The organism is Streptomyces sp. NPDC058697 (assembly GCF_042715345.1).
Taxonomy (GTDB): domain Bacteria; phylum Actinomycetota; class Actinomycetes; order Streptomycetales; family Streptomycetaceae; genus Streptomyces; species Streptomyces liliifuscus.
In genome coordinates, this window is record NZ_JBHXSU010000011.1 from 207,029 (window position 1) to 231,945 (window position 24,917).

Genomic DNA, 24,917 nt, shown 5'->3' on the forward strand with positions numbered 1-24,917 from the left:
GGGAAGGCGCTGGATCGTGGGACGAACGCGTACGTATGAATGGGAAGACCCCGCGATCCTGGCGGAGGCCGCCGGACGCATGGCCGGCATCGACTTCCTGCGCGAGGTGCAGGCGGGGCGACTGCCGGCGCCGCCCATCGGTGCGAGCATGGATTTCGCCCTGGACGAGGTGGAGCCCGGCAGGGCGGTCTTCTCCCTGATGCCGGGGGAGGAGCACTACAACCCGATCGGCAGCGTGCACGGCGGAATCTTCGCCACCCTGCTCGACTCGGCGGCGGGCTGCGCCGTCCAGTCCGCCCTCCCGCAGGGCATGGCGTACACCTCGCTCGACCTGACGGTGAAGTTCCTGCGGCGGATCACCGTGGACACGGGCCGGGTGCGAGCCATCGGTACGGTCGTCAACCAGGGGCGTCAAACAGCCCTCGCCCAGGCGCGGTTGGTCGACGCGAAGGACCGTCTGCTCGCCCATGCCACCAGTAGCTGCCTGCTCTTTCCGGTGCCGCCCGCCCAAGGGTGAGCCGCGGCCTCCGCGGGCGCCGGTCAATGTAACTGGGGGTGACGTCGGTGGCTGTGCGTGCGATGTCGTCGACGGTCGACGCCTGTGCCGCGGTGAGCGCGAGCTCGCCGGACCGCATGGCGTGATCGGCCGCCTCGCCTCAGAAGGCTGAGGCGAGGCGGCGCGTGCGTTTCGCGGGGTGCGCCGAGGGCGGCGACCTCGGCGCACCCGTCGGCCGATCCTCACACCCTTCGGCCGATCGTCACATGCCTCGGCGGCGGAGCCCCTGCCACCGCGGGCTGTCCTGGGTGCGTCGCACCTAGGGAAACGGCGGCCTGGTTGCCGTACGGGTGCGGATCGAGTCTTGGACCAGAAGCCACTCGGCCCAGACTCGGCGCCTCCCGCGGCGCCTGCGAAGAGCCACCCGAAAGGGGCCCGCCATGAGCACCGACGACACCACCAGCGCCGGCATTCTCGAACAACTGCGACGCCAGTCCGCCGACCCGCGTCGGCGCATCCTGTTCACCGGCGCCACCATCGTCACGATGGACCCGGAACTGGGCATCCTGCACGACAGCGACCTGCTCGTCGAGGGCGACGCCATCGCCGCGATCGGGCCGAACCTGACCTCGGGGGCCTCGGGGGCCGTGGGGGCCGCAGGGGCCGCGGAGGGCGTGGTGGGCGCGGTGGTCGTGGATGCCTCCGGCACGATCCTGGCCCCCGGTTTCGTCGACACCCACCGGCACGCCTGGGAGGCCCAGCTGCGCCGGATCATGCCCGACGTCGACGACCTCGGCGGCTATGTGATGTCCACGCTCGCCGGATACGCCACCGTCTACCGCCCGCAGGACATGTACGTCGGCACCAGACTGGCGGCGCTGACCGCGATCGACAGCGGTATCACCACCATGCTCGACTTCTCCCACAACTCCCGTACCCGCGAGCACTCCGACGCGGCGATCGAAGCACTGCGGGACACCGGTATCCGCGGGGTGCACGCCTCGATGGGGCCGCACTTCGGGGAGTGGGACCGCCAGTGGCCGGCCGACCTGACCCGCCTCAAGGACCAGTACTTCAGCAGCGACGACCAGCTGCTCACGCTCCGCATGGCGACGCTGGCCACCGACGAAATCGCGGGACCCGTCCTCGCATACGGTCCCGAACTCGCCCGTGCCGCAGCCGACTTGGGCATAGGAATCAGCGTAGACGCCGTCTTCGGTAAGTCATCCTCGGAAGCCGTGCTGTCCTGGGCCGCGCACGGCATCCTGGGCCCCGACGTCACGCTGATCCACGCCACCGGTCTGACCTCCGAGGCATGGAAGGCGATGGGGGAGTCGGGCACCACGGTCGCCCTCGCGCCCACCTCGGACGCACAGATCGGGCTGGAGACGGCCATCCCCGCCGTGGACGAGGCGCTCGCCGTAGGCATCCGCCCCGGCCTGAGCATCGACGTCGAAGTCGCCCTCGCCAGCGACATGTTCACCCAGATGCGGGCCCTGCTCGCGATCCAGCGGATGCGCGCGGTCAACGCCGCCTACGGAACGGGCGGCGATCTCTCCCGCATCACCACGCACGACGTGCTGGACTTCGCCACCCTCCAGGGCGCCCGGACCAACGGCCTCGGTGACGTCACCGGCTCCCTCACCCCCGGCAAGAAGGCCGACCTGCTGGTCGTCCAGGCCGAGGATCTCAACAACATGCCCCTCAACGACCCCATCGGCACACTGGTGTTGGGCTCCGACGCCCGCAACATCACCGGCGTCCTGGTGGGCGGCCAACCCCGCAAGTGGAACGGCCAGGTCCTCGACGTGGACCTCGCGGCGCTGCGGAGCGAGGTCAGCGCCTCCCGCACGTACGTGCTCAACACACCGGCCGGCTGACCGGAGTTCGGGGGTGTCCCCGGCTCTGCCGAGCCGGGGACACCCCCGCCGTCAGCCACGACGCGGCACTCAGCACCACCATCACCATCCAGAAACCAGCGCCACCGACGTGCGCGCACAACCGGAGCCCCCATGTCCCGCCTCACCGTCCTCCGCCGATCCCCATCGCCCACCACGGCAGACCGATCCGCGTCACCCGAAGCAGCGGACCGGCTCGCGGCAGACCCGCCCACGTCGGCCGGCAGCCGAACCGCCTCCACCGTGGCGCTGCTGACCGCCCTCGGCGTCCTCGTCGTCGGGCAGATGTACACCGTCCTTGCCATGCTGACCCCCATGGCCGGCTCCCTGGCCACCACCCCGACGCAGACGACCTGGACGGCCACCGCGTTCGGGTTCGCCTACGCGGCGGGCTTCCTGATCGCCGGACCACTGTCCGACCGCTACGGTCCCCGGACGGTGATCACGGGCGGACTGGTGGGGGCAAGCGTCACCACACTGGCAGTGAGCGCTGCTCCGAGCCTCACCTGGGCCGTCGCGCTGCGCATCCTGCAAGGGCTCACCGCGGCCACGTTCGCGCCTTCGGCCTTCTCGTACATCGCCGGCCACCTCGCGCCCCACCGCCGAGGCATCGCCCTCACCTGCGTCACCAGCGGGATGCTGGCGTCCGCTGTGCTCATGCAGATCGGCGCTCAGATCGTCGCGGCCGGACTCGGCTGGCGGATGGTCTTCGTCCTCAGTGCCGCACTCATGGCACTCAGCCTCTGGCCGGTCCGGCACATCCTGCGCCCCACGGCGGCACGGGACTCCGGCCCCAGTCTGCTCCAGGCCTTCGTCGCCGTACCTCGTCTCCTGCGCAAGCCGCGTCTCGTCGCCCTGTACCTCGCCACGGCCACTGTCATGGCATCCTTCGTGGCCGTCTACACCGCGGTCGTCGTGGCCGGACCTCCCGGCGTCGCGGGCGACAACGCCGCCCTGCTCGCCCTGCGGGCCAGCGCCCTGCCCGCCCTAGTCGCCGTACCGCTCCTGACCTCCGTCCTGCATCGCCTGGCGGCGCCGGTGCGCGTCGTACTGGCGATGTCCGTGGCGGCCGGAGCGGTCGCGGCGGGCTCCGTGCTGCGTGGCGATGTCCGCGTCCTCGCGCTGGTGTTGCTCGTGTTCGTGGCAGCGGTGGCGACGGCCGCTCCCGCCGTCGTCGAGATCGTGCACGCCATGGCGTCCCACGCCCGGGGCGCGGGCGTCGCCCTCTACGCCTGCAGCATGTTCCTCGGCGCCAGCCTGGGCCCGCAACTGGCCGGTGCCCTCTCCGGGCAGGGCTTCGGCGGCATCCTCCGCGTCGTTGCCGTACTGCTGGTCGTGGGCACGTTGCTCTCTCTGCCTGCCCTGACCGGCCGTCGGCGCGACCTGTGACACCTGGCGGAGCACCAGGGCGACGATGCTGTTGGCCTCGGTCGGCGGGAACCGGGTACTGGTGGTCGCCAAGCTCAGGCCCGGCCTCGCGCGGACCCGGGTGGGCGGGAGGTCGTCCCCGCCGGCTCCTAGCGGAAGGCTGCACAGCTGGGCCGTTGCCTCGCTCAGCTGCACAAGAAGGTTGTCAGACGGTGGCGAATGCAGACAGCAGCGTGTCGGCCCGGATCTGGAGTTCCGCTGTCTCCGCTCCGGTGACGCCGACGGACGTCACATCGCTGCCGACGGCGTGAGCGAGGCGGACCTCCAGGGTGGCGATCGTGCCGGTCAGCGGATACGAGTACCAGCCGTTGAGCATCTCGTCGTCGGTGTCCTGGACGCCGAGTGCGATGGTGTCCCAATCGGTCTGGTCGAAGGCATAGCCCGCGTAGTGGGACAGCAATTCCAGCAAGGGCCGCAGGTTACGGGCCATGATCCATCCGTCGATCGACTCGGTCACGCCTCCCCCTCGTCCCTGTGCGGCGGCCAGCATGGCAGACGCGGCCCGGCTGTCACGCGGCGCCGGCAAACGGAGACGGGAATCGGCGACGGGAATCGGCGGCGCCAAGCGGCGACGGCGAACAGGGGGCGGTCGTCTCCGATCGCGGCGAGCACTCGGCCGCCGAGCTGGACGCCGAGGTCCGGGAAGCCATGGCGGTCGGCCCGCGCTCACTTACCCTTCTCCGTGGCCTTCTTAGCTACAACCCCCAGAGCTCCCAGAGCCCCCAGGCCCGCTGCTCCGGCGAGCGCCATGCGCCCGGCCTCCGCGGCCGCGGTCTTCAACTGCCCCGGATCCCGGGCCGCGTCCAACCATCGTGTCGCCTCCAGCGGATGTCGCCCGAACTCGATTCCGAGCGGCCTGTGGAAGTCATCGACAGCGATCCCGACACGGTTGATCGAGCCCACCACAGCCCGGGACGTGGCCGAGTGCAGCAGCACCTTCGAGTTGGCCCTGCCGGCCGCATCGATGCGGGCCATCAGGTGCTCGGTCTCTCGTGAGATGCGTTCCTGCCGGTCCTGCCGGTCCTGCCGGTCCTGCCGGTCGGCGTTCAGCGCGAGGCGATGCCCGTCCAGCTCGGCCGGAGACACGTCCAGCACCCGGTCCAGTCGCAGAACGTCCATCGCATCCTGCAGTTCAAAGCAACGAGCCAGAACGGCGAGCAACTCCCGGACCTCGGACTCCGCTTCCTCGGCCATCCTCGCGAGGTCACCGATCTTGGTCTTGCTCTCCACTCTCTCTGCGAGTGCGTCGAGTTGGAGCAATGCCCACCCGAGGGCGTCTGTGATCGTATGGGTCCTGCCCTGCACCGTCGACCACGTGGTCTCGTCGACCCGACCAGCCTGCTCTCGAACGGTCATGGCGGACTTGATGTCGAGGCCGGCTCCGATCACTTTCGCCAACTCGGCGCTCTTCTGGGCGTGGAGCACGTCGTCGACCTTCATGTCGATCGTGGCGAGATAGTCCTTGATCTCGTTCATTTCATGCTGCCTTGCGAGCTGCGCCATGATCCCCGCGGCGCCAGCGAGAATCGCCGGGTTGGACAGAAGTGATCCGGGCCCCCTCACGATTTCGACGAATCCCCCGATCCGACCCCTGCTCCCCTTGATCACACCTGTACAGAGACCCGTCTTCGAACTTTCCCTCAGCCCGAATCTTCTGATGGCTTGCGCGGACTCGTCGGTCAGCTTCACCCAGCGACCCGAGTTGGCGGCGACTTCGGATCCCGCCCGTGCGATTCCAGCCCCGGCACGGAGGAAAGGCCCGAGCTTTCGCAGTCCGAGGTCCTCCGACAACGACAACAGGCCCTCGGAGAGGAGGAAGTGTTCGACATCCGTCGGGTTCCCGATGACCGCAAGTCCATCGCCGTCACTGATCAGCTGAATCTCGATGTCCATCGCCCGTTCTTGTAGTGACTCCCCGTATCCGAGGGTGATTAAGGGTAGTTGGGCCGAGTGATGCAAGAGCCCCGATCATCGGAAAACGTTGACCGCAGGGGCTGGAGCTCGCCGGCCTGCCACTGGTTTCTTCGGAGCCGATACTGACCAAGCTGGAACTGACCACAGCTGGAACTGGCCAAAGCCGGTACGGGCCAGAACCGTTACGGTCAAGGCTCGTGCCGGCTTTGGCCAGTACGGCAAAGGGTCAGCCCAGTCGCATGGCGTACCCCGCGTGGTGCAGCTCGTCGTCCTGGAACTCGCCGAAGGCCCAGAAGCCGAGGTCGTCCAGGTAGTCGATGCGGTCGCCGTCGATCCAGTACCGGCCCTGGTAGGCGTGCGGGCGGCCGCCTCGGGTCTCGTCGTAGCGGCCGTCGGCGGTGAGTTCCTGGTGCAGGAAGTCGTTCTTGTCGATCCAGACGCCGACGCGCGGGCTGCCGGTCAGGTCCTGAGCGGCCGGGATACCGGCCTCGGGCGCGGTGGGGCGGTCGGGGGCGTCGGTCCCGGCCCACAGGACGGGCTTGCCGGCCGCGACCAGGGCCTGGACCCGGTCCGGGCGGGTCAGGAGGGTGGCCTGTGCGCTCGCCACGTCGGCGGCGAACTCGTCGGGGACGACGAGCAGGTCGCCGACGTTCCCCGGCGTCAGTGTCGCGACGTACTCCGAGCGGTGGCCGCGTCCGCCGACCAGGGCGACGGTGTCCACGACGGCCGGTACGACCGTCATGCCCGTGCAGTCGACGACGATGGCGTTGTCGTCCTGTGCCGCGGTGATGATGCCGGGGCCGACGCCCACGAGCAGGGCGCCCACGAGCAGGACGTCGGCGCCGGTCATGGTCCCGATCAGCGGGTCCATCGTCAGGACCCGGGCGTTGGTGAACAGGACGGGCCGTCCCGCCTCGTTCGAGACGATCTCGTCGAAGGCCTTGCTGTTCCAGTGCACGGTGTCCATTTCCATGCCCATGTCCATGTCGGTGTCGCTCATCGCCAGCAGCTCCTCAGGTGATCGGTTCCGTCGGCCTGTGGATTGCGTCGAGCGCGTTCACGCCGGCCGAGGCGGGGTCGGCAGCTCCTTGCGGCTGCCCTACGGCCAGCCTGATCGCGCCCACGAAACGGAACCAGGCCGCCGTTTACCCAGGTGTTTGACACCCACCCAGCGCGCCGGCTCGGGGCGCGGCGGAACGTCCTGCGACGCCCCCTCCGGGCCGCGGCTCGGTCGACACGCGTTCACGCGCGCCCCGTGCCCGCCGACCAGCACGCGGCGACCGGCATCGACGACCCGAGCACCTGCTCCCACCCGGACCGAGACCCCGAGTGCTGTCAGCTGCCGGCCCCGTCGGTCAGCCCGCGGCGGCGGTGAGCGCTCCGAGGGCGTGCTTCAGAAGTCCCACCTCCTCGGCTTCCCCCAACTGCAACGGGCAGCTGCCCACACCGGGGGATGTTCCCCTGGCAGCCGGCGCTTTCTCCTGAACTTGCCATGGACCCGATTTCGGCACCGCCGAAACCGATTGAGCGTGCGATCCCGACCGTGGTACCACTTCGTGATTCGTAAGATGATCACGAGACGTACAGGGGTCGGTGAGCATGGCGCTCGGAGAACTGGTGAAACTGCGGGCGATGGGTCCCGCGGATGCCGACGCACTGTGGCGCTGGAACCATGACCCTCACGTCATGCGGTGGATGGACGACACATATGCCCAGCCGGTGGAGCGCGTCCGCAAGTGGCTGGAGGAGCGCCCCCGCAACGCCTATGGAGACTTGCTCCTTGGCATTGAGGCGCTGGCCGACGGCCAGCTCATCGGCCTGGTCATGCTGCACGACGCGGCCCCGGAGAAGGGCATCGCACAGCTTGATATCTACCTGGGTGAGAAGGCGTATTGGGGCCGCGGATACGCCACCGATGCGGTGCGGACGATCTGCCGCTACGGCTTCGAGGACATGCGCCTCCACAAAATAACGCTGACCGTGGTTACCGAGAACCATGCTGCGCGCAGGGTCTACGAGAAGGTCGGCTTCGTTGAGGAGGGCCGCCTTCGTCAGGTCTTCCGCCGTGACGGCAAGTGGTACGACATGTTCACGATGGGGCTGCTGGCGGGCGAGCTCTGCTGAGACCCGTTTCAGAAGTGGATCAAGATCTGCCGCGATCCACTCGTGGGGCGCGGAGGTTGGGCGACGAGCAGGGGCCAGACTGGAGCCGCCATTGCCGGCGGATAAGAAGCCGGGACGGCCGCCGGTTTGGTCCAAACGCCAGCCGATCAACGGCATACGGTGACGACCCGGACCGGTGCTCCCCGGCGCGGTGTGCCCGTCCGCTACGGCGAGCGGGAGACGGCCTACGGCCTGTTGTGGCGCCGGCGACGCTCCCCCTCATTCACCCAGCAGCCTCGCCCTCCCGGCCAGGCAACGAGCACTGGTCCATACCTGTCCCCGGGGCAGTGAATCGTTTTGGCGAGGCCCTGTCAATGCCTCAAAGGGGCGGCATTTTCAGGGGAGTTCAGGAGGGGCGCGATGGGTTGACAGTCCATTTCTGGGCGCCCATCATCGGTGCAACTTCGGCGAGGCGCCTCGCAGACCCACTGTTCCATCCATCCCAGGCCTTCGTGGGCGATTGATTTGAATCGATTCAGACAACAGCTCGTTTCCGAACCGATCCGGGAGGTATTCATGCGGCGCCGCCGCCGTCCCCTGTTCCGCCGAACGCCCTTTCCAGGGCGCCTGGTTGGCCTCGCCATGGTCGTGGCCTCCGCGCTGGCCATGGCTCCCGCGCCGTCAGCCGGCGCATCCGCACCCGCATCCGCACCCGCATCCGCACCCGCGTCCGCGGCGCCGTCGGAAGCCCCGACTGGCTTGCCCCGAGCTGCCGTTGACCCGCTGAACTACTCGCCGACCTCGCGCACCCTCAGCCCGACCGCCGTGCGCAAGACGTCCGGCAGTGTCGCGAACCCGCAGAACGTCCTCAGTGGGCAGTCGACGAGGATCTCCGGCTCGCAGTCGGCCATCACTCTCGACTTCGGCAAGGAAGTCGGTGGTGTGACAACGTTGTCTTTCGGTAGCACCAGCAGCGGCGGCCAACGGGTCGGCTTGGCGTACAGCGAGTCGTCCCTGTACGTGGGCAACAACAGCGACCGGAGCAGCGGTCGCGACGGCGAGGACGGGGCCCTCTACGCCACTGCTTCCGCCAACGGCACCTACACCGTGCCCACCGCGAGACAGCGGGGCGGCTTCCGCTACCTCACCGTCTTCCTCGACACCTCGGGCTGGGTGGACCTCAAGGGTGTCAGCCTCAACTTCACGGCGGCTCCCGGGAAGGCCAACCCGGCCGACTACGCCAACTACTTCCACTCCAACGACGAACTGCTCAACCGCATCTGGTACGCCGGGGCGTACACCGTGCAGCTCAACACGATCGCCTCGAACCAGGGCCGCGCCTGGCCCCCGCCCGCCTCGGAGTGGGACAACGGCGCCACCGTCGGGGTGGGTGACTCCATCCTGGTCGACGGGGCCAAGCGCGACCGTACGGTGTGGCCCGGGGACCTCGGCATCGCCGTACCCAGCCAGTACGCGTACTCGGGCGACCTCACCTCGACCCGCAACGCGCTCACCACGATGTTCGACGCGCAGTCCGCCGAAGGTGAAATCCCCTGGTCGGGACCGCCGTTCAATCTCAAGGGCTCGGACACCTACCACACCTGGACGCTGCTGGGCACGTCGACGTACTACACGTACACGGCCGACCGGGCGTGGCTGGACTCCCAATGGGCCGACTACAAGCGTGGGATGGCCTTCATCATCAACAAGATCGGCGCCAGCAACCTGCTCAATGTGACCCGCACGCAGGACTGGGCCCGGTCCGGCCAGGGCGGCGAGAACATCTCCGCCAACGCACTGCTGTACGCAGCGCTCAGGGGCGGCGCCACCCTGGCCACCGTCGAGGGCGACAGCGCGCTCGCCGCGAGCTGGAACAGCAGGGCGGCCGCCCTCAAGACCGCCGCCAACTCCCGTCTGTGGGACGCCTCGAAGGGGATGTACAAGGACAACCCGACCAGCGGCCTGTACCCGCAGGACGGCAACTCGCTCGCCGTCTGGTACGGGCTCACCGACTCCACGGCCAAGGCGAAGAGTGTCATCGCGGGGCTCGGCACCCGCTGGGGCACCTACGGTCCGACCACCCCCGAGTGGGGCGGCAACGTCTCGCCGTTCGTGGGCGGCATGGAGCTGAACGCCCGCTTCACCGCCAATGACGACCACGGCGCCCTGGACCAGATCCGTCGCACCTGGGGCCACATGCTGAACAGCGACATCGGCACCAAGAGCACCTTCTGGGAGGGCATCAAGGCGGACGGAGGCCTCGCCTACGGCGGTTCGTTCATGAGCCTGGCCCACGGCTGGTCCAGCGCGCCGACCTCCACGCTCACCTTCGACGTGCTCGGCACCGCACCGGAGTCGGCGACCGGTGCGTACCGCTTCGTCCCGCACCCCGGCGATCTGACCAGCGCCGAGGGCCGCATCACCATGCCGCAGGGCGCCGTCAACGCGTCCTGGTCCCGCGACCCCGCCGCCGGCACCTACTCCGCGCACCTGACCAGCCCGTCCGGCACCACCGGCCGTATCGGCGTCCCGAAGTTCGGCGGCGGCAACGTCACGGTGTCGGTGAACGGCAACGTCGTCTGGCGCAACGGAACCTTCACGCCCACCTCCGGCATCACCGGCGGCAGCCAGGACGACACCTACGTCCACCTCACCGGTGTCGCCCCGGGCGGCTACACCGTGACCGCCACCGGACTGGGCAATCCCGCTCCGCCCGCCGAGCCGGGTACCGGCGCCCTGCGCGCGGGCTTCACCCGGTGTGCGGACGAGGGCGGTACGTGCTCCTTCAGCGGCACCCGCTCGGTGGCCTACGGGGCCGGGACGTACAGGTACAAGACGGTGACCGACAGCACCGCGTGCACCAACACCGCCTTCGGCGGCGACCCGGCGTCGGATCTCGTCAAGTCCTGCTATGTCGCCGACGCGGGCGGCCCGCCCGGATACACCGTCTGCGCGGCCGAGGGTGCCGACTGCTCCGTGCCCGGCTACAACCGCGACGTGGCGTACGGCGCCAACGGCAACTTCGCCCACCAGGTCACCAACGGCTCCGTCGCCTGTACCAACGCCCACTTCGGCGATCCCATCGACGGCGTGGCCAAGTCCTGCTACCTGCCGCCGGCCGGGGGACCGCCAGGCGGCTGGACCAAGTGCGCGGACCAGAACGGCACTTGTCCGGCCGCCGCCGGACAGCCGGTGATGTACGGAGCCTTCGGCGCGTTCGCCACCGTCACGGCCACCGGCAACACCCCGTGCACCGACGCCACGTTCGGCGACCCGATCTCCGGGGAGTCGAAGGCCTGCTACACCGCCACCGGCGGCCCGGCCGGTTATGCCACGGCCTGCTCCGCCGAAGGCGGCACGTGCTCCTTCAGCGGACAGCGAACCGTCGCCTACGGCGCACGGGGCAGTTTCGTGTACAAGTCGTTCACCGGCGGCACCGGTTGCACGACGGCGGCATTCGGCACCGATCCGCTGCCCGGCGTGAGCAAGTCCTGCTACCTCACGTCCTGAGGGGTACGCCCCATCTCAGGTCCTGAGCGGTACGACCGACCGTACGTCCTGGGCAGTACGACGCCTCCGGCAGCCCCCGCTCCCCGCGTGTTCGGGGGCTGCCGGATCACTCCGGGTGGGCCACTGCGTCCTTCTGCAGCTGCACCGCCGCCAGCAGGCTCAGCTGTGGCTCCGCCTGACGCAGTGCCTTCACCGCCGCGACCGAGGTGATGTCTCCGGTGAAGCCGGCGTCGGCCAGCCGGGAGCGGACCCAGCGGGCGCGCAGCTGGGATTCGGTGGCGGCGGCGGTGGACTCGACGAGTGCGGCGGCGCGTTCCAGGCCCGGGCGCTCCTCCGGCGAGGCCCCGGCAAGTGCCTCGCGCAGGGCCGCCGCGACCACGTCCGCGTCCCGGATGGCCAGTACGAAGTTGTTCTTCTTGCTCAGTCCCATGATTCCTGTCATGGGATCAGCCTCGCCGTCATGATCCGTGTGTGCCAAGTGACTTGAGGAGACTCAGAGGCTGGTCTGCCCGTTACCGGCTACCGGCTACCGGCTACCGGCTACCGGCTACCGGCTGTCGGCCTGTGCGGTCAGGGCGAAGGCCAGCAGTGCCGTCGTGGTGAAGTCGAGGGCGGGTTCCACGGTCTGCCAGGCGCCCACGTCGTCCACGTACCGGGCGCCCTTGCCGTCGAAGTCGGTCCAGGCTCCTGTCGGCGGGGCGGCCGTGCACTTCTTCATGGTCGGGAAGCCGCGGCAGCGCGTTGAGCGGCGAGGGCGAAGGCCGCGGCCACGCGTCCCGCCAGGGCCCCAGCTCGGGATTGTCCTCCAAGACCAATACGCGCATGGCCCGGAGCTTGGACGGTGCGGGCGCGGGCGCCCGGTGGCCGCTCGGCGGTGTGGGCCGTCATGTCCGCCGACGCGTCATGGCGGGGGAGGAACAGCGGAGTGCTGTTCCTCCCCCGCCATGACGGGACGGACCTCAGACGACCTGGGCCGTCGGCAGGATGGTGATCTCGGTGAGGTTGACGTGGCGCGGGACGGCGGCCATGAAGGCAACGGTCTCGGCGACGTCGGCGCTCTGGAGGACGTCGATGTCGTGGATGAGGTCGGCCATCAGCTTGGACGCGTCGGGGTCGGTGACATGGTCGGGCAGCTCGGTGTCGACCATGCCGGGCTCGATGGTGGCGACGCGGACCATCTTGGGACCGAGTTCGACGCGGAGCAGCCGGGTGAGATGGCTGATGTACGCCTTGGTGCCGGAGTAGATGGAGAACTTCGCCAGGATGCGGGTGGCCGCGATGGACGAGGTGTTGATCAGGTCGGCGGACTTGCCCTGGGCGGCGGAGTCCGTCAGGTGGGGGAGGAACGCGGCGATGACGTTCATCAGGCCGCTGATGTTGAGGTCGATCTGGCGCTGCCAGTCGTCGACCTTCAACTCCTCGATGCCTGAGATGAGTTGGACGCCGGCGTTGTTGAAGACGAGGTCGGCCTTGCCGAAGCGCGCGGCGACCTGGTCGGCGGCGGTCTGGACGGCGGCGCGGTCGGTGACGTCGACGGCCAGGGCCAACGCGGTGCCGCCGGCGGCCTCGATGTTCTTGACCAGGCTGTCGAGACGCTCCTTGCGCCGGGCCAGCACGACCACGGTGGCGCCGAGTTCGGCGAGACGTTCGGCGGTGACGGCACCCATGCCGCTGGAGGCGCCGGAGACGACGGCGACACGACCGGCCAGGGGAGTGCCCGTGAGCAGAGCAGCAGACATCACAAAACCTCAATCTCTTTGATCGGAAGGTGGGGAGAGCCGAAGGTGCGGAGAGCCGAATGTGTGTGGGGGGAGAGTCGGCGATACGTCAGGCGGCGTCCTCGTGCCCGGTGGCGGCGGACTTCTCGCGCCACGGGGCCAGGTCACCTGCCGGTACTTGACGTCGAGCCGCTCAAGGGTGTCGCGACCCAGGTAGAGGTGCGTGGGCAGCTTCTCGGCGGAAGCGACCTCGACGATGAGGGCGGCGCCCTTGACCGGGTCGCCGAGCTGGGCGTGGTTGGCCCGGTCGATCCAGTCCAGCGTCACGTGCGCGGGGGTGTCGTCGTAGTCGGTGATGCGGTTCGCGGCCACGGAGAGCGAGCTGGAGTCGAGGAAGTCGGTGCGGAAGACACCCGGCTCCACGACCACCGACTGGATTCCGAACGGGGCCATCTCGGCGGAGAGCGCTTCGCTGATGCCGGCGACGGCGAACTTCGAGGCGGAGTACAGGCTGACGCCGGGCTCGCCCTCGAAGCCCGAACGGGAACCGATGTGCACGAGCTTGCCCGAGCCCTGCTTGCGCATCACGGGCAGCACGGCGCGGGTGACATTGATCAGGCCGAACACGTTGAGGTCGAACAGCGACCGGGCCTCCGCGTCGGTGATCTCCTCCAGCGCGCCGAGCAGGCCGCGGCCGGCGTTGTTCACCAGGACGTCGATGCCGCCGAAGCGCTCCACGGCGGCGTCGACCGCCTGCGGGATGCTGTCGTTGTCCGTGACGTCCAGGGCGACCGCGAAGACGTGGTCGGAATCCTTCAGATCGGCCGGCACACGCTCCGGGTTCCGTACGGCGACCACGACATTGTTTCCGTCCGCCAGGGCGGCCCGAGCGATTTCGGCACCGATTCCGCGGGAAGCGCCGGTGACAAACCACGTAGCCATGGGAAAACCCTCTTTCGTCTTTTCCCCTTTTCGGGGATTTCCTGTTGACGAATTCGAGTCTGCCCGTCGGTGATGGCGCGATGAAGGCTGCGCTTTTCCTGGGAGTCCCATACCTAGGAAGGCGAGGCGAGCATGCGGGCGAAGAACGAACCCGGCTCAGGTGCCGTGCGGGGGATTCTGCTGGTGAGGTACTTCGGGCGCGCTGATGGAACCCAGCAGGGACAGGCGGTCCGCGGAGGGAGACCCCGGCTCCGCCTGAAGGATCACCAGCTGCTGTCCCTGGGCGCTGCGGATGTTGAGGGCCTCGTGCCTCAACTCCAGGTCTCCCACGCCGGAGTGGTACATCTGCTTGACCTCGTACGGCGGGACCCGGGTGTACTCGCGTGCCCACAGGGAGCGGAACTCGCCGCTGCGCACCGACAGTTCACCGACGAGCTCCAGGATGCGGGGATCCTCGGGCGTGCTCGCGGCGGTCTGCTGAAGGTCGGCGACCGCGCGGTTCTTGGCCCGTTCCGCGTTCCGGTAGAAGGTCTTCGCCGCCGGGTCCAGGAAGAGCATGCGCAGTACGTTGTCGTGCTGGGCGAAGTCTCCGTAGAGGGCGTCGGCCAGCGCGTTGGTGGCCAGCAGGTCCTGGGCGTGGCCGATGATGAAGGCCGGTGTCCTGGTCCAGCCCTCGATCAGTTGCCGCAGGTGCGGGCGGACACGCTCGACCCGGATGGGGGACCTCGTGCGGCGGGTCGCCGGCCGGGCCAGCCGGAAGAGTTCCCGCCTGTCCTCCTCCCCGAGACGCAGCACGCGGGCCATCGCCTCCAGAACCCGCGGCGAGGGGCTGAGTTCACGGCCCTGCTCCAGCCGGCTGTAGTAGCTCAGGCTGACACCCGCCAGCGCCGCGACCTCGTCGCGCCGAAGGCCGGGCACCCTTCGCCGGCCGGCTCCGGACAGCCCGGCGTCCGCGGGGCTGAGGCGTTCCCTGCGCGAGCGGAGAAACCGACCCAGCCCTTCAACCAGGTCGGCGCGCGTGTCGTTGTCCATGCTTTCGAGGCTAGGCGGAGAACGCCCGGAAAAGGTACGTGGACGGTGGGTGCGTTACACCCAGGATTGCCGGTGCGCTTCGCCCTGTGGCTACTCTGCGTATACGTTCCTGTCGCCCGGTGTCATATTGCACAACCCGGACTTCTGGTCGGTCGGAAACCATCTAGGCTTGCCGCATGAGCAATGGGACACCTTTGGGTGATTTCCTCAGAGCCCGTCGAGAGGCCCTCAAGCCGCACGACGTCGGTCTCCCCGAATACGGGCGACGTCGGGTGCCGGGACTCCGCAGAGAGGAAGTCGCGCTACTCGCAGGAGTCAGCTCCGACTACTACATCAGGCTGGAACAGGGGCGTGAAAGCAGCCCCTCCGCGCAGGTGGTCGAGGCCGTGGCACTCGCGCTGAAACTGGACGCGGAAGCCGCCGACCACCTCAACCGCCTCTGCCTCACCGCCTCGCAGCGCCCGCGCGACTGGGGCGAGGCGGAGGTCAGCGGGCAACTGTTGCAGCTGATGGACGGATGGGAGCACACCCCGGCCTTCGTGGTCGGTCCGGCCCTCGACATCATGGCGGGCAACTCCCTCGCCACGGCCCTCCACAGCGGATTCGACCGGTTCGACAACCTCGCCCGCATGGTGTTCGTCGACCCGGCAGGGCGCGAGTTCTACCAGGAATGGGAGCGGGCCGCGCACTCCTGCGTCGCCGAGATCAGGGCGGCCTACGGCCACGATCCCGAATCGGCCCGTATCGCCGAGGTCGTCGCGGAACTGTCGGCCCAGAGCGAGGAGTTCGCCGGGCTCTGGAAGATGCACGAGGTCAAGAGCAAGTCCCAGGAAGGCAAGCACCTCAAGCATCCCGAGGTCGGTGACCTGAACATCAAGTTCGCCGCGTTCACCGTCAATGGGGCTCCGCATCAGCAACTGGTCGTCTATCAGGCCGAACCGGCCAGCCCGACGGCGACCGCCTTCGAGACGCTGAGGGCCATGGCGGTCGAGCCGAAGCCGGCCCGGGCCGCCGCGCCCGTGGCCGACCTCGCAGGCAAGGAGCAGTAGCAGCGGAGAGCGGAGAGCGGGATCATGTGATCCGGGGCGAGGCCGGTCCTGCCGCACCCAGGAACCTGGTCCTGCCACACCCAGGAAAAACGTGGCCTTCATGGCGGCGTGCCCGTCTGCCGACACTCGATGCGACAGACAGTGCGCCGGGCCCGGATGCCGGCGCCCGGACCGCACGGCGCCAGGAGCAGACATGATCACCGTCAAGGACCTTCAGCCCCACCCCCTGGACCAGGTTCACCGGCTCATCGAACCCGGCCCCGTCATCCTGGTCACCACCAGGCATCGCGGCATCCCGAACGTGATGACCAACGGGTTCAACATGATGGTGCGCCACGCCCCGCCTCTGATCGCGTGCACCATCGGCCCCTGGGACCACAGCTACCAGGCGCTGGTAGAGACCGGCGAGTGCGTCGTCTCGGTCCCGACGGCGGACATGGCCGCCACCGTGGTCGACATCGGCAACTGTTCGGGCGCCGACGTGGACAAGTTCGAGGAGTTCGACCTGACCGCCGTGACCGGTGAGCAGGTCCAGGCCCCGCTGGTGGCCGAGTGCTTCGCCAACATCGAGTGCAGGGTCGCCGACACCAGCCTCGTGGCCGCGTACAGCCTCTTCCTCCTCGAACCCGTCAGGGCGTGGACCGACCCCTCGCAGCCGCACCCGCAGCTGTTCCATCACCGCGGAGACGGAACCTTCACTCTGGACGGGCCGACCGTCGACCTGAAGGACCGCATGACCAAGTGGCAGTACCTCATGTAGTGCCGGTGGTCCGGTGGGGCTCCAGCTCCTTGAGCTGTGCGTTGGTGCGCCGGTTCCGTCGGAGGCGTTCCGGGAGCGGTGTGCGGGAGTCCGGGAGCAGGCGCTGGGCGCGGAACGCGGACTTGAGGAAGACGCGGACGAGACGCTCACGGCGGGGGCTGATCCAGCCGATGCGATGGACCCGGCAGACCCGCTCGCCCGCGAGGTAGCGGGTCAGATCGCTGCCGAACGACCGTAAGGGGGCGGGGAACCAGCGCTCCGCGAAGAAGTTCATCATCGCGCTCGCCACGCGATGGCCGGACTCCGTCGGCTCGTACGGCCTGGACTCGAACTCGACGGCGAACGCGATCATCGCGTCCCAGTCCTCGGGAAACGCCTCGTCGGACAGCGGGCCGGACTCGCGTTCCAGGAGGCGGAAGAGCGCCTGCGCCCATCGGTGCCAGGCGGTCTTCATGGGTTCGCTGGTGCCCGGCAGGCCAAGCGAGGTCTGGAGACGGTCGCCGAACGTGGCCAGCAGCACCAGCGGATAGACGAAGTCGTCGGTGTCGTCGAAGTTGCCGGGTAAGTGCGGGGTTCCGCGGGCGACGGCCAGGTGGATACGGTTCAGCCGTACGGCGGCCCCGCGGCCCGCCGTACTGGACAGGCCGTCCACCATCCAGGCCATCAGGAAGTCGTTGCCGTCCTGGAAACGCCGGTGGGGCCTCTTCTCCAGCTTCGAGGTGTGGGCCAGCGTGGCGGACCCGAAACTCGGCTGCATCATGCGCATGGTGCCCGGATAGACCATCATCGCCAGGGCGAACTCCGGGACGCGGTGGCCGACATAGAGCGAGACCATCCGCTCCCAGTCGGTCTCCGGATCCATCCCGGACAGTTCACGGTCCACCCACTTGTATCCGCGGCGCAACGTCGGTTCCCCCTGTCTCCGACCATGCGCTGTGGCGTCCTTGCCGTACGTCCGTCGGCTTCGCCCGCAGGACGGCGCATGATCCCCGTGGGGGAGAGGACGCTCCTGCTCCTCCCCTCGATACCGCGGCCCGTTGTGACTTGCGCCATACCACCCGCACCCTGCGAAGCAACCGTTCCAGGTGCCCGGGCGTCCTTCCCGGCGTCGTGTTCGGAGGATCAGGAGCAGCCTCTGTCCACTCGTACCGGCAGCCGACCGAAGGGCGCAGTCCATGGAGCTCGATCCCGACCTCTGCCTCGATGTCCCGGAGGATTTCGACGACTCCGATGCCGAGAGCCAGGTGCATCCCATAGCCAGAAAACTGTTCCCCGCCACCACCGCCGCGGAAGCCTTCGGGAAGGCCCAGGAGTGGGTGGGGGAGAACCAGGTCTTCCTGCTGGATGTCTCATGGGACTACGCGTACGACGAGGACGAGCCCTACACGCTGAGCATCTACTTCACGTTCGAGCTGGAACCCGAAGACGCCTGACGACAGCCGGCCCGGGAGGCCCACGGCAGACGTGCACACATCTTTCGCTGTGCCGCAGATGCTAGGTGAAAACCCGACTTCGCTTGGCATTCATCGAGGCAGCCATCCGTAGGGGTGGCATGTGCGTTTGTGTGAGGTGGGTGTCCGGGTACGGTCATGCGGGAGGTGGTAGCCCGTGAGCCAGTTCCTCGCAGCTGCCCGTACAGCCGCCGGTCCCCTGGCGGAACTGGTGCTCGCCGGTGATCTGGACCGCCCGGCCCGGCTGACGGTGGCCGACCTGCTCGCCTGGCCGCAGCACGAGGCCGCGGTCAGCTTCGAGTGCGCCACCAGCGGTATCCGGCATCACCGCTTCACCGGCCCGCTCCTGTACGACGTGCTGACGGCCGCCGGCCCTGCCTTCGATCCCGCCCGCCGCAAGGACCGGCTGCGCTTCCTCATCGCCGTGTCCAGCCGGGACGGCCACCATGCGCTGCTGTCCTGGGCCGAGATCGACCCCGACTTCGGCCGCGCGCCGGTCCTGCTCGCGGTCGGCATCGACGGCACCCCGCTCGACCGCGAGGGCCCCCAACTCGTCCTGCCCCAGGACCGCTGCGGCGCCCGGCACATCAGCGGCATCGACACGATCCGCGTGGACGGCGGCTACACACCGTGGACGTGACACGGGCCCGTATGTGACACGTACGTGGACACGAGCCCGTACGCGACACCGGCCGGTACGTGACAGCAACCGACGCGGTCGGCCTCCCCGGAGGCGCACGGCCCGGCCCATGCTGTACGTCGGCACACCGGCACCCCGGGCACGCAGCCCCCTCCCGCGGAGGTCACGCATGCAACTGCGTCAGCTGGAGTACCTGGTCGCCCTCGCCCGCGAACGCCACTTCGCCCGCGCGGCGGCCGCCTGCTATGTCTCCCAGCCGTCGCTGTCCGCCGCGATCCGCCGCCTCGAACACGAACTGCACGTCCCGATCGTGCGGCGGGGGAGACGGTACGAGGGCCTCACCCCGGAGGGCGAGGTGGTGCTGGCCTGGGCGCACCGCATGCTCGCCGAACGCGACGCACTCCGCCAGGAGTTGTCCGCCCTGGGCGACGGACTGACGGGCACGCTCCGCCTCGGAGTGGTCCCGACAGCCCTGCCGGCCGCCTCCCTGCTGACGACCCCCTTCTGCGACCGCCACCCGCGCGCCCGCGTCAGCATCGAGTCCCTGTCCTCGGCCGACATCACCCACGGACTCGCCGAGTTCGAGCTGGACGCGGCGATGACGTACCTCGACGACGACTCGCTGCGCCGACTGCCGCTGTACGAGGAGCGGTACGTCCTGCTCACCCCCACCGACGGCCCGCTCGCCACCGCCTCCACGGCCCGCTGGGCCCAGGCCGCCGCCCTCCCGCTGTGTCTGCTCGGCCCGCGCATGCGCAACCGCCGCATCATCGACGAGTGCTTCGCGGCCGACGGCGCGAAGGCCGCCCCCGCGATCGAGTCGGACAGCGTGGCGGGGCTGTACGCGCACCTCCCGGGCGGCCGCTGGTCCAGCGTGATCTCGCACGCGTGGCTGCACATGTTCGGCGTACCGGAGGGGATGAGGGTGATACCGCTGGAGGGGCCCGGCCATGGACCGAGGGTGGGGCTGGTGACCGGCCCGGACGACCCTCCCTCCGTACTGGCCGCTGCGCTGGTGGCGGTGGCGCGGGAGGCGGGCGTACGGGAGGCGCTGGACGAGCGGCTGCGGACGTATCTGGAAACCGCGGATCCGGGTTGATAGCCGTCGGCGTTGATAGCCGTCGGCTATACGGGCATAGCGAAGTTCGCTTTGACCAGCGCGTTCGACCCGGAGGATCGTGAATTCCACCTTCCCGCACGGGAGTTGAGCCGAACTCCCGGACCCCGGAGTCGAGGAGCTGCGACATGGCCAAGGTGCTCTGCGTCCTGTACGACGACCCCACCGACGGATACCCGACCTCGTACGCCCGTGACGACCTCCCCGCGATCGACCACTACCCCGGCGGCCAGAGTGCCCCGACCCCCTCCGAGGTCGACTTCACACCGGGCCACCTTCTCGGCAGCGTGTCCGGTGAACTCGGCCTGCGCCGCTTCCTGGAGGCCGCCGGGCACACCCTGGTCGTCACCTCCGACAAGGAGGGCGACGGCTCGGTCTTCGACCGTGAGCTGCCCGACGCCGACGTGGTGATCTCCCAGCCGTTCTGGCCGGCGTATCTGACCCCGGAACGCGTCGCCGCCGCGAAGAACCTCAAGCTCGCGATCACCGCCGGCATCGGCTCCGACCACGTCGACCTCGACGCGGCCATCGCTCACGGAGTGACGGTCGCGGAGGTGACGTACTGCAACAGCATCAGCGTCGCCGAACACGTGGTGATGATGACCCTGTCCCTCGTCCGCAACTACCTGCCCTCCCACCAGGTGGTGCTGGACGGCGGCTGGAACATCGCCGACTGCGTGGCCCGTTCGTACGACCTGGAGGGCATGCACGTCGGTACGGTGGCCGCCGGGCGCATCGGCCTCGCGGTGCTGCGCCGCCTCGCGCCCTTCGACGTGAAGCTGCACTACACCGACCGGCACCGCCTGCCCGAGGACGTCGAGCGGGAACTGGGCCTGACCTTCCACGAGTCGGCCGCCGACATGGTGCCGCACTGCGACGTCGTCACGATCAACGCGCCGCTGCACCCGGAGACGGAAGGGCTGTTCGGCGACAAGCTGCTGGGTGAGATGAAGCGCGGCGCGTACCTCATCAACACCGCGCGGGCGAAGATCGCCGACCGGGACGCCGTCGACCGGGCGCTGCGCAGCGGCCAGTTGGCGGGCTACGCGGGCGACGTCTGGTACCCGCAGCCGGCCCCGCCCGACCATCCCTGGCGGACCATGCCGCACCACGGCATGACCCCGCACATCTCCGGCTCCTCCCTCTCCGCGCAGGCCCGCTACGCGGCGGGCACCCGCGAAATCCTGGAGTCGTGGCTGGCGGGCCGCCCGATCCGCGACGAGTACCTGATCGTGGACGGCGGCGCCCTGGCGGGAACGGGCGCGCACTCGTACTCGGTCACGAAGTGACCGCGCGCTGGTACTCGGTCGCCAACTGACCGTGCACCGGTCTTCGGCCACCAAGTGACCGGCCCGGCCGGGATGTGACCGGCGGAGGCCACCCCCGTTCCCCTCAGGCGCGGTCGATGTGCACGTTCGTCGACTTCACCCGGGCGGTGGCCTCCACCCCGACCTCAAGACCCAGCTCCTCCACGGCCTCCCGGGTCAGCAGCGACACCAGCCGGTGCGGACCGGCCTGGATCTCCACCTGGGCCGCGACATCGCCGAGCTTCACGGCGGTGACGATGCCGGGAAAGGCGTTGCGGACGGAGGTGTACGACACGTCCTCCTCGCCGCCGCTCTTCGCCAGCTCGACGGAGAAGGCGGCCAGGTCCCGCCCGTCGACGAGGCGCCGACCGCCCTCGTCCCGGTGCGTGGCCACCCGGCCCGCGTCCGCCCACCGCCGAGCGGTGTCCGGACTGACTCCGAGCAGCCTCGCTGCCTGGCCGATCGTGTAGGACTGCATAGGCGTCAAGATAGGCGATCAGGCACCGACGTACGCCGCCAGGTGCTCGCCGGTGAGGGTGGAACGGTCGGCGACGAGGTCCGCGGGAGTGCCCTCGAAGACGATCTTTCCGCCGTCGTGGCCGGCGCCGGGACCGAGGTCGATGATCCAGTCCGCGTGTGCCATGACCGCCTGGTGGTGCTCGATGACGATGACCGACTTGCCGGAGTCGACGAGCCGGTCGAGCAGGCCGAGGAGCTGCTCGACGTCGGCGAGGTGGAGGCCGGTGGTCGGCTCGTCCAGGACGTAGACACCGCCCTTGTCTCCCATGTGGGTGGCCAGCTTGAGCCGCTGCCGCTCGCCGCCGGACAGTGTGGTGAGCGGCTGGCCGATGGTGAGATAGCCGAGCCCGACGTCGGCGAGCCGCTGGAGGATCCGGTGCGCGGCGGGCGTGGCCGCCTCGCCGGAGCCGAAGAACTCCTCGGCCTCGGTCACCGGCATCGCGAGCACCTCGCTGATGTCGCGCCCGCCGAGGCGGTACTCGAGCACCGACGCGTCGAACCGCTTGCCGCCGCAGTCCTCGCAGGTGGTGGAGGTGCCGGCCATGATGCCGAGGTCGCTGTAGATGACCCCGGCGCCGTTGCAGGTGGGGCAGGCGCCCTCGGAGTTGGCGCTGAACAGCGCGGGCTTCACGTCGTTGGCCTTGGCGAACGCCTTGCGGATCGGTTCGAGCAGCCCGGTGTACGTCGCCGGGTTGCTGCGCCGCGATCCGCGGATCGGGCTCTGGTCGATCGACACCACACCCTCGTCGGTGGGGACCGACCCGTGCACGAGCGAGCTCTTGCCGGAGCCCGCGACGCCGGTGATGACGCTGAGCACCCCGAGCGGGATGTCGACGTCGACGTCCCGCAGGTTGTTCGCCGTCGCGCCGCGGATCTCCAGCGCACCGGTGGACTTGCGGACCTCCTCCTTGAGGGAGGCCCGGTCGTCGAGGTGGCGGCCGGTGATGGTGTCACCGGCCTTCAGCCCTTCGACGGTGCCCTCGAAGCAGACGGTGCCGCCCGCCGTGCCGGCGCCGGGGCCCAGGTCGACGACATGGTCGGCGATCGCGATCACTTCCGGCTTGTGCTCGACGACGAGCACGGTGTTGCCCTTGTCCCGCAGCTGCAGCAGCAGGTTGTTCATCCGCTGGATGTCATGCGGGTGCAGGCCCGCGGTGGGCTCGTCGAAGACGTACGTGACATCGGTGAGCGAGGAGCCGAGGTGGCGGATCATCTTGACGCGCTGCGCCTCACCGCCGGACAGCGTGCCCGACGCCCGGTCGAGCGAGAGGTAGCCGAGACCGATCTGCACGAAGGAGTCGAGGGTCTGCTGGAGCGCGGTGAGCAGCGGCGCAACCGACGGCTCCTTGACGCCGCGGACCCACTCGGCCAGGTCCCTGATCTCCATCGCGCAGGCGTCGGCGATGCTCTTCCGGTTGATCTTCGACGAGCGGGCGCCCTCGGTCAGCCGCGTGCCGTCGCACTCGGGACAGGTGGCGAAGGTGACCGCCCGTTCCACGAACGCCCGGATGTGCGGCTGCATCGCTTCCTTGTCCTTGGACAGGAACGACTTCTGGATCTTGGGGATCAGCCCCTCGTAGGTGAGGTTGACGCCGTTGACCTTCACCTTGGTCGGCTCGCCGTAGAGGAAGGCGTGCATCTCCTTCTTGGTGAACCTGCGGATCGGCTTGTTCGGGTCGAGGAAGCCCGACTGGGCGTAGAGCCCCACGGTCCACTGGCTGTCCGACTTCCAGCCGGGGATGGTGAACGCGCCCTCGGCAAGCGACTTGGAGTCGTCGTAGAGCTGGGTGAGGTCGATGTCGGAGACCTTGCCCCGGCCCTCGCAGCGGGTGCACATACCGCCGGTGCGGTTGAAGGTCGCCTTCACGGTCTTGGTCTTGTCGGCACCACGCTCGACGGTGATGCCGCCGCTCGCCCGGACCGAGGCGGTGTTGAAGGAGTACGCGCTGGGCGGGCCGATGTGGGGCTTGCCGAGCCGGCTGAAGAGGATGCGCAGCATCGCGTTGGCGTCGGTGGCGGTACCGACCGTGGAGCGCGGGTCCCCGCCCATCCGCTGCTGATCGACGGTGATCGCCGTCGTCAGCCCGTCGAGTACGTCCACCTCCGGCCGCGCCATTGTCGGCATGAAGCCCTGCAAGAAGGCGCTGTACGTCTCATTGATCAGCCGTTTCGACTCCGCGGCGATCGTGTCGAACACCAGGGAGCTCTTGCCCGAGCCGGAGACACCGGTGAACACCGTCAGCCGCCGCTTGGGGATCTCGATGCTGACGTCCTTGAGATTGTTCTCGCGCGCGCCGTGCACGCGGATCATGTCGTGGCTGTCGGCATCGTGCGTCGCAGGCGACTGCGCGTCCGTCCTCGTGGCCTTGCTCATCGTGTCTCCCTCCGTGGGACGGGACCGCTCTCACGGTGTTCCGTCGGCGTCGCCTGGCTCGATCGATCCGACCGGCTTCGAGCAGCATGTCTGGTTCTACTTCGTCGGCGCCGGTCGCGGCAACGGGACGCCGTCATTCCTGATCGGCGGTGTCGGCCGGGCCGACCCGAAGCCCGTCCGGCCGAGTTGTCAGACCGTCCAGCGGCCGTCGCGCATCAGCTCGCGGTCGTCCAGCTCGTTCACTTCGCGCCAGGCCTGGATGCGGCGAGGAGAGATACGGAACCAGCGGTACGGCGTCGTCAGCGTCCGCGGATCGAATTCGGTGTGCGCGGCGAACCGGTCGCCCCTCTCCTTCGGCAGCTCGTCGATCTCCAGGACCTCGACCTCGCCGTCGATCATGACCACGTCCCGGGTCGGACCAAGGCCCAGCCGTACGGTCCGGGTGGCGGCCAGGTTCCTGCCGGTGGGGCTGTTCGTCGGCGTGGCCACCAGCAGCGTCTCGCCGTCCCAGTCGAAGGACAGCGGTACGAGGTAGGGCGTACCGTCCGCCGAAGCACTCGCCACCCACAGATCGACGTCGTGGGCGAGCCGGTGCTCGGTGTCGCGACGACGCTGTGCGCGGGAGCGGGGGGCCGCGCTCATCGGCGCCGGCTCCTTCG

At 69.2% G+C, this 24,917-nt stretch carries 22 protein-coding genes and 1 pseudogene; 11 read left to right on the forward strand and 12 right to left on the reverse strand.

All coding sequences use genetic code 11. The annotated features are described in order from the left end of the window. Window positions 1–16: 16 nt before the first annotated feature. The 3 genes from ACFWXQ_RS25970 to ACFWXQ_RS25980 all read left to right on the forward strand — a co-directional run bounded on the left by ACFWXQ_RS25970 (window position 17) and on the right by ACFWXQ_RS25980 (window position 3,783). Window positions 17–517 carry a PaaI family thioesterase gene (locus ACFWXQ_RS25970; RefSeq protein ID WP_383953161.1) on the forward strand — a complete coding sequence of 167 codons (501 nt, stop codon included), beginning with the start codon at window positions 17–19 and terminating at the stop codon, window positions 515–517. Between the two features lie 419 nt (window positions 518–936). Continuing rightward, window positions 937–2,376, forward strand: a complete 1,440-nt coding sequence (locus ACFWXQ_RS25975; protein WP_383957429.1) for an amidohydrolase family protein — start codon at window positions 937–939, stop codon at window positions 2,374–2,376. A 132-nt stretch (window positions 2,377–2,508) separates the two neighbouring features. Further along, window positions 2,509–3,783: an MFS transporter gene (locus ACFWXQ_RS25980; protein WP_383948823.1), complete on the forward strand. Its 1,275-nt coding sequence runs from the start codon at window positions 2,509–2,511 to the stop codon at window positions 3,781–3,783. Between the two features lie 184 nt (window positions 3,784–3,967). Here the strand turns inward: ACFWXQ_RS25980 and ACFWXQ_RS25985 are convergent, their stop codons facing one another. From ACFWXQ_RS25985 to ACFWXQ_RS25995, 3 genes are all read right to left on the reverse strand, one after another. Further along, a complete protein-coding gene (locus tag ACFWXQ_RS25985; protein WP_383948826.1) occupies window positions 3,968–4,279 on the reverse strand; it encodes a hypothetical protein in 312 nt (103 codons plus the stop codon). A gap of 209 nt (window positions 4,280–4,488) precedes the next feature. Next, window positions 4,489–5,715 (reverse strand): hypothetical protein, encoded by a 1,227-nt coding sequence (locus ACFWXQ_RS25990; protein WP_383948829.1) that lies wholly within the window; start codon window positions 5,713–5,715, stop codon window positions 4,489–4,491. A gap of 247 nt (window positions 5,716–5,962) precedes the next feature. Further along, the gene (locus tag ACFWXQ_RS25995) at window positions 5,963–6,736 is read right to left on the reverse strand and encodes an Atu4866 domain-containing protein (protein ID WP_383948832.1); all 774 of its coding nucleotides are present in this window, start codon (window positions 6,734–6,736) and stop codon (window positions 5,963–5,965) included. Between the two features lie 599 nt (window positions 6,737–7,335). On the opposite strand from ACFWXQ_RS25995, the gene ACFWXQ_RS26000 reads away from it, so the two are divergent. Together ACFWXQ_RS26000 and ACFWXQ_RS26005 are read left to right on the forward strand one after the other, a co-directional pair. Continuing rightward, on the forward strand, window positions 7,336–7,860 hold the full coding sequence (locus ACFWXQ_RS26000; RefSeq protein ID WP_383948835.1) for a GNAT family N-acetyltransferase: 525 nt from the start codon (window positions 7,336–7,338) through the stop codon (window positions 7,858–7,860). 738 nt (window positions 7,861–8,598) lie between these two features. Continuing rightward, window positions 8,599–11,349, forward strand: coding sequence for a trehalase family glycosidase (locus ACFWXQ_RS26005; protein WP_383948838.1), 2,751 nt, complete (start codon window positions 8,599–8,601; stop codon window positions 11,347–11,349). A 106-nt stretch (window positions 11,350–11,455) separates the two neighbouring features. Here the strand turns inward: ACFWXQ_RS26005 and ACFWXQ_RS26010 are convergent, their stop codons facing one another. The 5 genes and pseudogenes from ACFWXQ_RS26010 to ACFWXQ_RS26030 form a co-directional block, all read right to left on the reverse strand. Beyond that, window positions 11,456–11,791 (reverse strand): hypothetical protein, encoded by a 336-nt coding sequence (locus ACFWXQ_RS26010; protein WP_383948841.1) that lies wholly within the window; start codon window positions 11,789–11,791, stop codon window positions 11,456–11,458. 105 nt (window positions 11,792–11,896) lie between these two features. Further along, window positions 11,897–12,067, reverse strand: coding sequence for a hypothetical protein (locus tag ACFWXQ_RS26015; protein WP_383948844.1), 171 nt, complete (start codon window positions 12,065–12,067; stop codon window positions 11,897–11,899). Between the two features lie 241 nt (window positions 12,068–12,308). Next, window positions 12,309–13,091 (reverse strand): SDR family oxidoreductase, encoded by a 783-nt coding sequence (locus ACFWXQ_RS26020; RefSeq protein WP_383953344.1) that lies wholly within the window; start codon window positions 13,089–13,091, stop codon window positions 12,309–12,311. 85 nt (window positions 13,092–13,176) lie between these two features. Beyond that, window positions 13,177–14,009, reverse strand: a pseudogene (locus ACFWXQ_RS26025) (SDR family NAD(P)-dependent oxidoreductase). Between the two features lie 156 nt (window positions 14,010–14,165). Further along, window positions 14,166–15,041 carry a helix-turn-helix transcriptional regulator gene (locus ACFWXQ_RS26030; RefSeq protein ID WP_383953346.1) on the reverse strand — a complete coding sequence of 292 codons (876 nt, stop codon included), beginning with the start codon at window positions 15,039–15,041 and terminating at the stop codon, window positions 14,166–14,168. 176 nt (window positions 15,042–15,217) lie between these two features. Between ACFWXQ_RS26030 and ACFWXQ_RS26035 the strand changes: the two genes are divergently transcribed. Next, window positions 15,218–16,090, forward strand: a complete 873-nt coding sequence (locus ACFWXQ_RS26035) for a helix-turn-helix transcriptional regulator (RefSeq protein WP_383953348.1) — start codon at window positions 15,218–15,220, stop codon at window positions 16,088–16,090. 193 nt (window positions 16,091–16,283) lie between these two features. Beyond that, window positions 16,284–16,850 (forward strand): flavin reductase family protein, encoded by a 567-nt coding sequence (locus tag ACFWXQ_RS26040; protein WP_383953350.1) that lies wholly within the window; start codon window positions 16,284–16,286, stop codon window positions 16,848–16,850. On the opposite strand, the gene ACFWXQ_RS26045 is transcribed toward ACFWXQ_RS26040, so the two are convergent. Then, window positions 16,843–17,733, reverse strand: coding sequence for a DUF2236 domain-containing protein (locus tag ACFWXQ_RS26045; RefSeq protein ID WP_383953352.1), 891 nt, complete (start codon window positions 17,731–17,733; stop codon window positions 16,843–16,845). The two genes, ACFWXQ_RS26040 and ACFWXQ_RS26045, sit on opposite strands and share 8 nt — an antisense overlap. 292 nt (window positions 17,734–18,025) lie before the next feature. Between ACFWXQ_RS26045 and ACFWXQ_RS26050 the strand changes: the two genes are divergently transcribed. The 4 genes from ACFWXQ_RS26050 to ACFWXQ_RS26065 all read left to right on the forward strand — a co-directional run bounded on the left by ACFWXQ_RS26050 (window position 18,026) and on the right by ACFWXQ_RS26065 (window position 21,347). After that, window positions 18,026–18,283 carry a hypothetical protein gene (locus tag ACFWXQ_RS26050; protein ID WP_383953354.1) on the forward strand — a complete coding sequence of 86 codons (258 nt, stop codon included), beginning with the start codon at window positions 18,026–18,028 and terminating at the stop codon, window positions 18,281–18,283. Between the two features lie 175 nt (window positions 18,284–18,458). Beyond that, a complete protein-coding gene (locus ACFWXQ_RS26055) occupies window positions 18,459–18,941 on the forward strand; it encodes a molybdopterin-dependent oxidoreductase (RefSeq protein WP_383953356.1) in 483 nt (160 codons plus the stop codon). A gap of 169 nt (window positions 18,942–19,110) precedes the next feature. Then, window positions 19,111–20,040: a LysR substrate-binding domain-containing protein gene (locus tag ACFWXQ_RS26060; protein WP_383953358.1), complete on the forward strand. Its 930-nt coding sequence runs from the start codon at window positions 19,111–19,113 to the stop codon at window positions 20,038–20,040. A 146-nt stretch (window positions 20,041–20,186) separates the two neighbouring features. Next, window positions 20,187–21,347: an NAD-dependent formate dehydrogenase gene (locus tag ACFWXQ_RS26065; RefSeq protein ID WP_383953360.1), complete on the forward strand. Its 1,161-nt coding sequence runs from the start codon at window positions 20,187–20,189 to the stop codon at window positions 21,345–21,347. A gap of 103 nt (window positions 21,348–21,450) precedes the next feature. On the opposite strand, the gene ACFWXQ_RS26070 is transcribed toward ACFWXQ_RS26065, so the two are convergent. The 3 genes from ACFWXQ_RS26070 to ACFWXQ_RS26080 form a co-directional block, all read right to left on the reverse strand. Next, entirely contained in the window at window positions 21,451–21,843 is a 393-nt protein-coding gene (locus tag ACFWXQ_RS26070) for a molybdopterin-binding protein (RefSeq protein ID WP_383953362.1), read from the reverse strand. Window positions 21,844–21,861: 18 nt separating this feature from the next. After that, window positions 21,862–24,258, reverse strand: a complete 2,397-nt coding sequence (locus ACFWXQ_RS26075; RefSeq protein ID WP_383953364.1) for an ATP-binding cassette domain-containing protein — start codon at window positions 24,256–24,258, stop codon at window positions 21,862–21,864. A gap of 189 nt (window positions 24,259–24,447) precedes the next feature. Then, window positions 24,448–24,900 (reverse strand): pyridoxamine 5'-phosphate oxidase family protein, encoded by a 453-nt coding sequence (locus ACFWXQ_RS26080; protein WP_383953368.1) that lies wholly within the window; start codon window positions 24,898–24,900, stop codon window positions 24,448–24,450. Window positions 24,901–24,917: the final 17 nt, after the last annotated feature.

Excerpts from the sequence above, each read along its gene's own strand:
- ACFWXQ_RS26035 (WP_383953348.1), top strand. The coding sequence starts at position 15,218 with ATGAGCAATGGGACACCTTTGGGTGATTTCCTCAGAGCCCGTCGAGAG.
- ACFWXQ_RS26070 (WP_383953362.1), bottom strand. The coding sequence starts at position 21,843 with ATGCAGTCCTACACGATCGGCCAGGCAGCGAGGCTGCTCGGAGTCAGT.
- ACFWXQ_RS26040 (WP_383953350.1), top strand. The coding sequence starts at position 16,284 with ATGATCACCGTCAAGGACCTTCAGCCCCACCCCCTGGACCAGGTTCAC.
- ACFWXQ_RS26030 (WP_383953346.1), bottom strand. The coding sequence starts at position 15,041 with ATGGACAACGACACGCGCGCCGACCTGGTTGAAGGGCTGGGTCGGTTT.
- ACFWXQ_RS26080 (WP_383953368.1), bottom strand. The coding sequence starts at position 24,900 with ATGAGCGCGGCCCCCCGCTCCCGCGCACAGCGTCGTCGCGACACCGAG.
- ACFWXQ_RS26050 (WP_383953354.1), top strand. The coding sequence starts at position 18,026 with ATGGAGCTCGATCCCGACCTCTGCCTCGATGTCCCGGAGGATTTCGAC.
- ACFWXQ_RS25990 (WP_383948829.1), bottom strand. The coding sequence starts at position 5,715 with ATGGACATCGAGATTCAGCTGATCAGTGACGGCGATGGACTTGCGGTC.
- ACFWXQ_RS26010 (WP_383948841.1), bottom strand. The coding sequence starts at position 11,791 with ATGACAGGAATCATGGGACTGAGCAAGAAGAACAACTTCGTACTGGCC.
- ACFWXQ_RS26075 (WP_383953364.1), bottom strand. The coding sequence starts at position 24,258 with ATGAGCAAGGCCACGAGGACGGACGCGCAGTCGCCTGCGACGCACGAT.
- ACFWXQ_RS25995 (WP_383948832.1), bottom strand. The coding sequence starts at position 6,736 with ATGAGCGACACCGACATGGACATGGGCATGGAAATGGACACCGTGCAC.
- ACFWXQ_RS26015 (WP_383948844.1), bottom strand. The coding sequence starts at position 12,067 with ATGAAGAAGTGCACGGCCGCCCCGCCGACAGGAGCCTGGACCGACTTC.
- ACFWXQ_RS26065 (WP_383953360.1), top strand. The coding sequence starts at position 20,187 with ATGGCCAAGGTGCTCTGCGTCCTGTACGACGACCCCACCGACGGATAC.
- ACFWXQ_RS26060 (WP_383953358.1), top strand. The coding sequence starts at position 19,111 with ATGCAACTGCGTCAGCTGGAGTACCTGGTCGCCCTCGCCCGCGAACGC.
- ACFWXQ_RS25980 (WP_383948823.1), top strand. The coding sequence starts at position 2,509 with ATGTCCCGCCTCACCGTCCTCCGCCGATCCCCATCGCCCACCACGGCA.
- ACFWXQ_RS26000 (WP_383948835.1), top strand. The coding sequence starts at position 7,336 with ATGGCGCTCGGAGAACTGGTGAAACTGCGGGCGATGGGTCCCGCGGAT.
- ACFWXQ_RS25975 (WP_383957429.1), top strand. The coding sequence starts at position 937 with ATGAGCACCGACGACACCACCAGCGCCGGCATTCTCGAACAACTGCGA.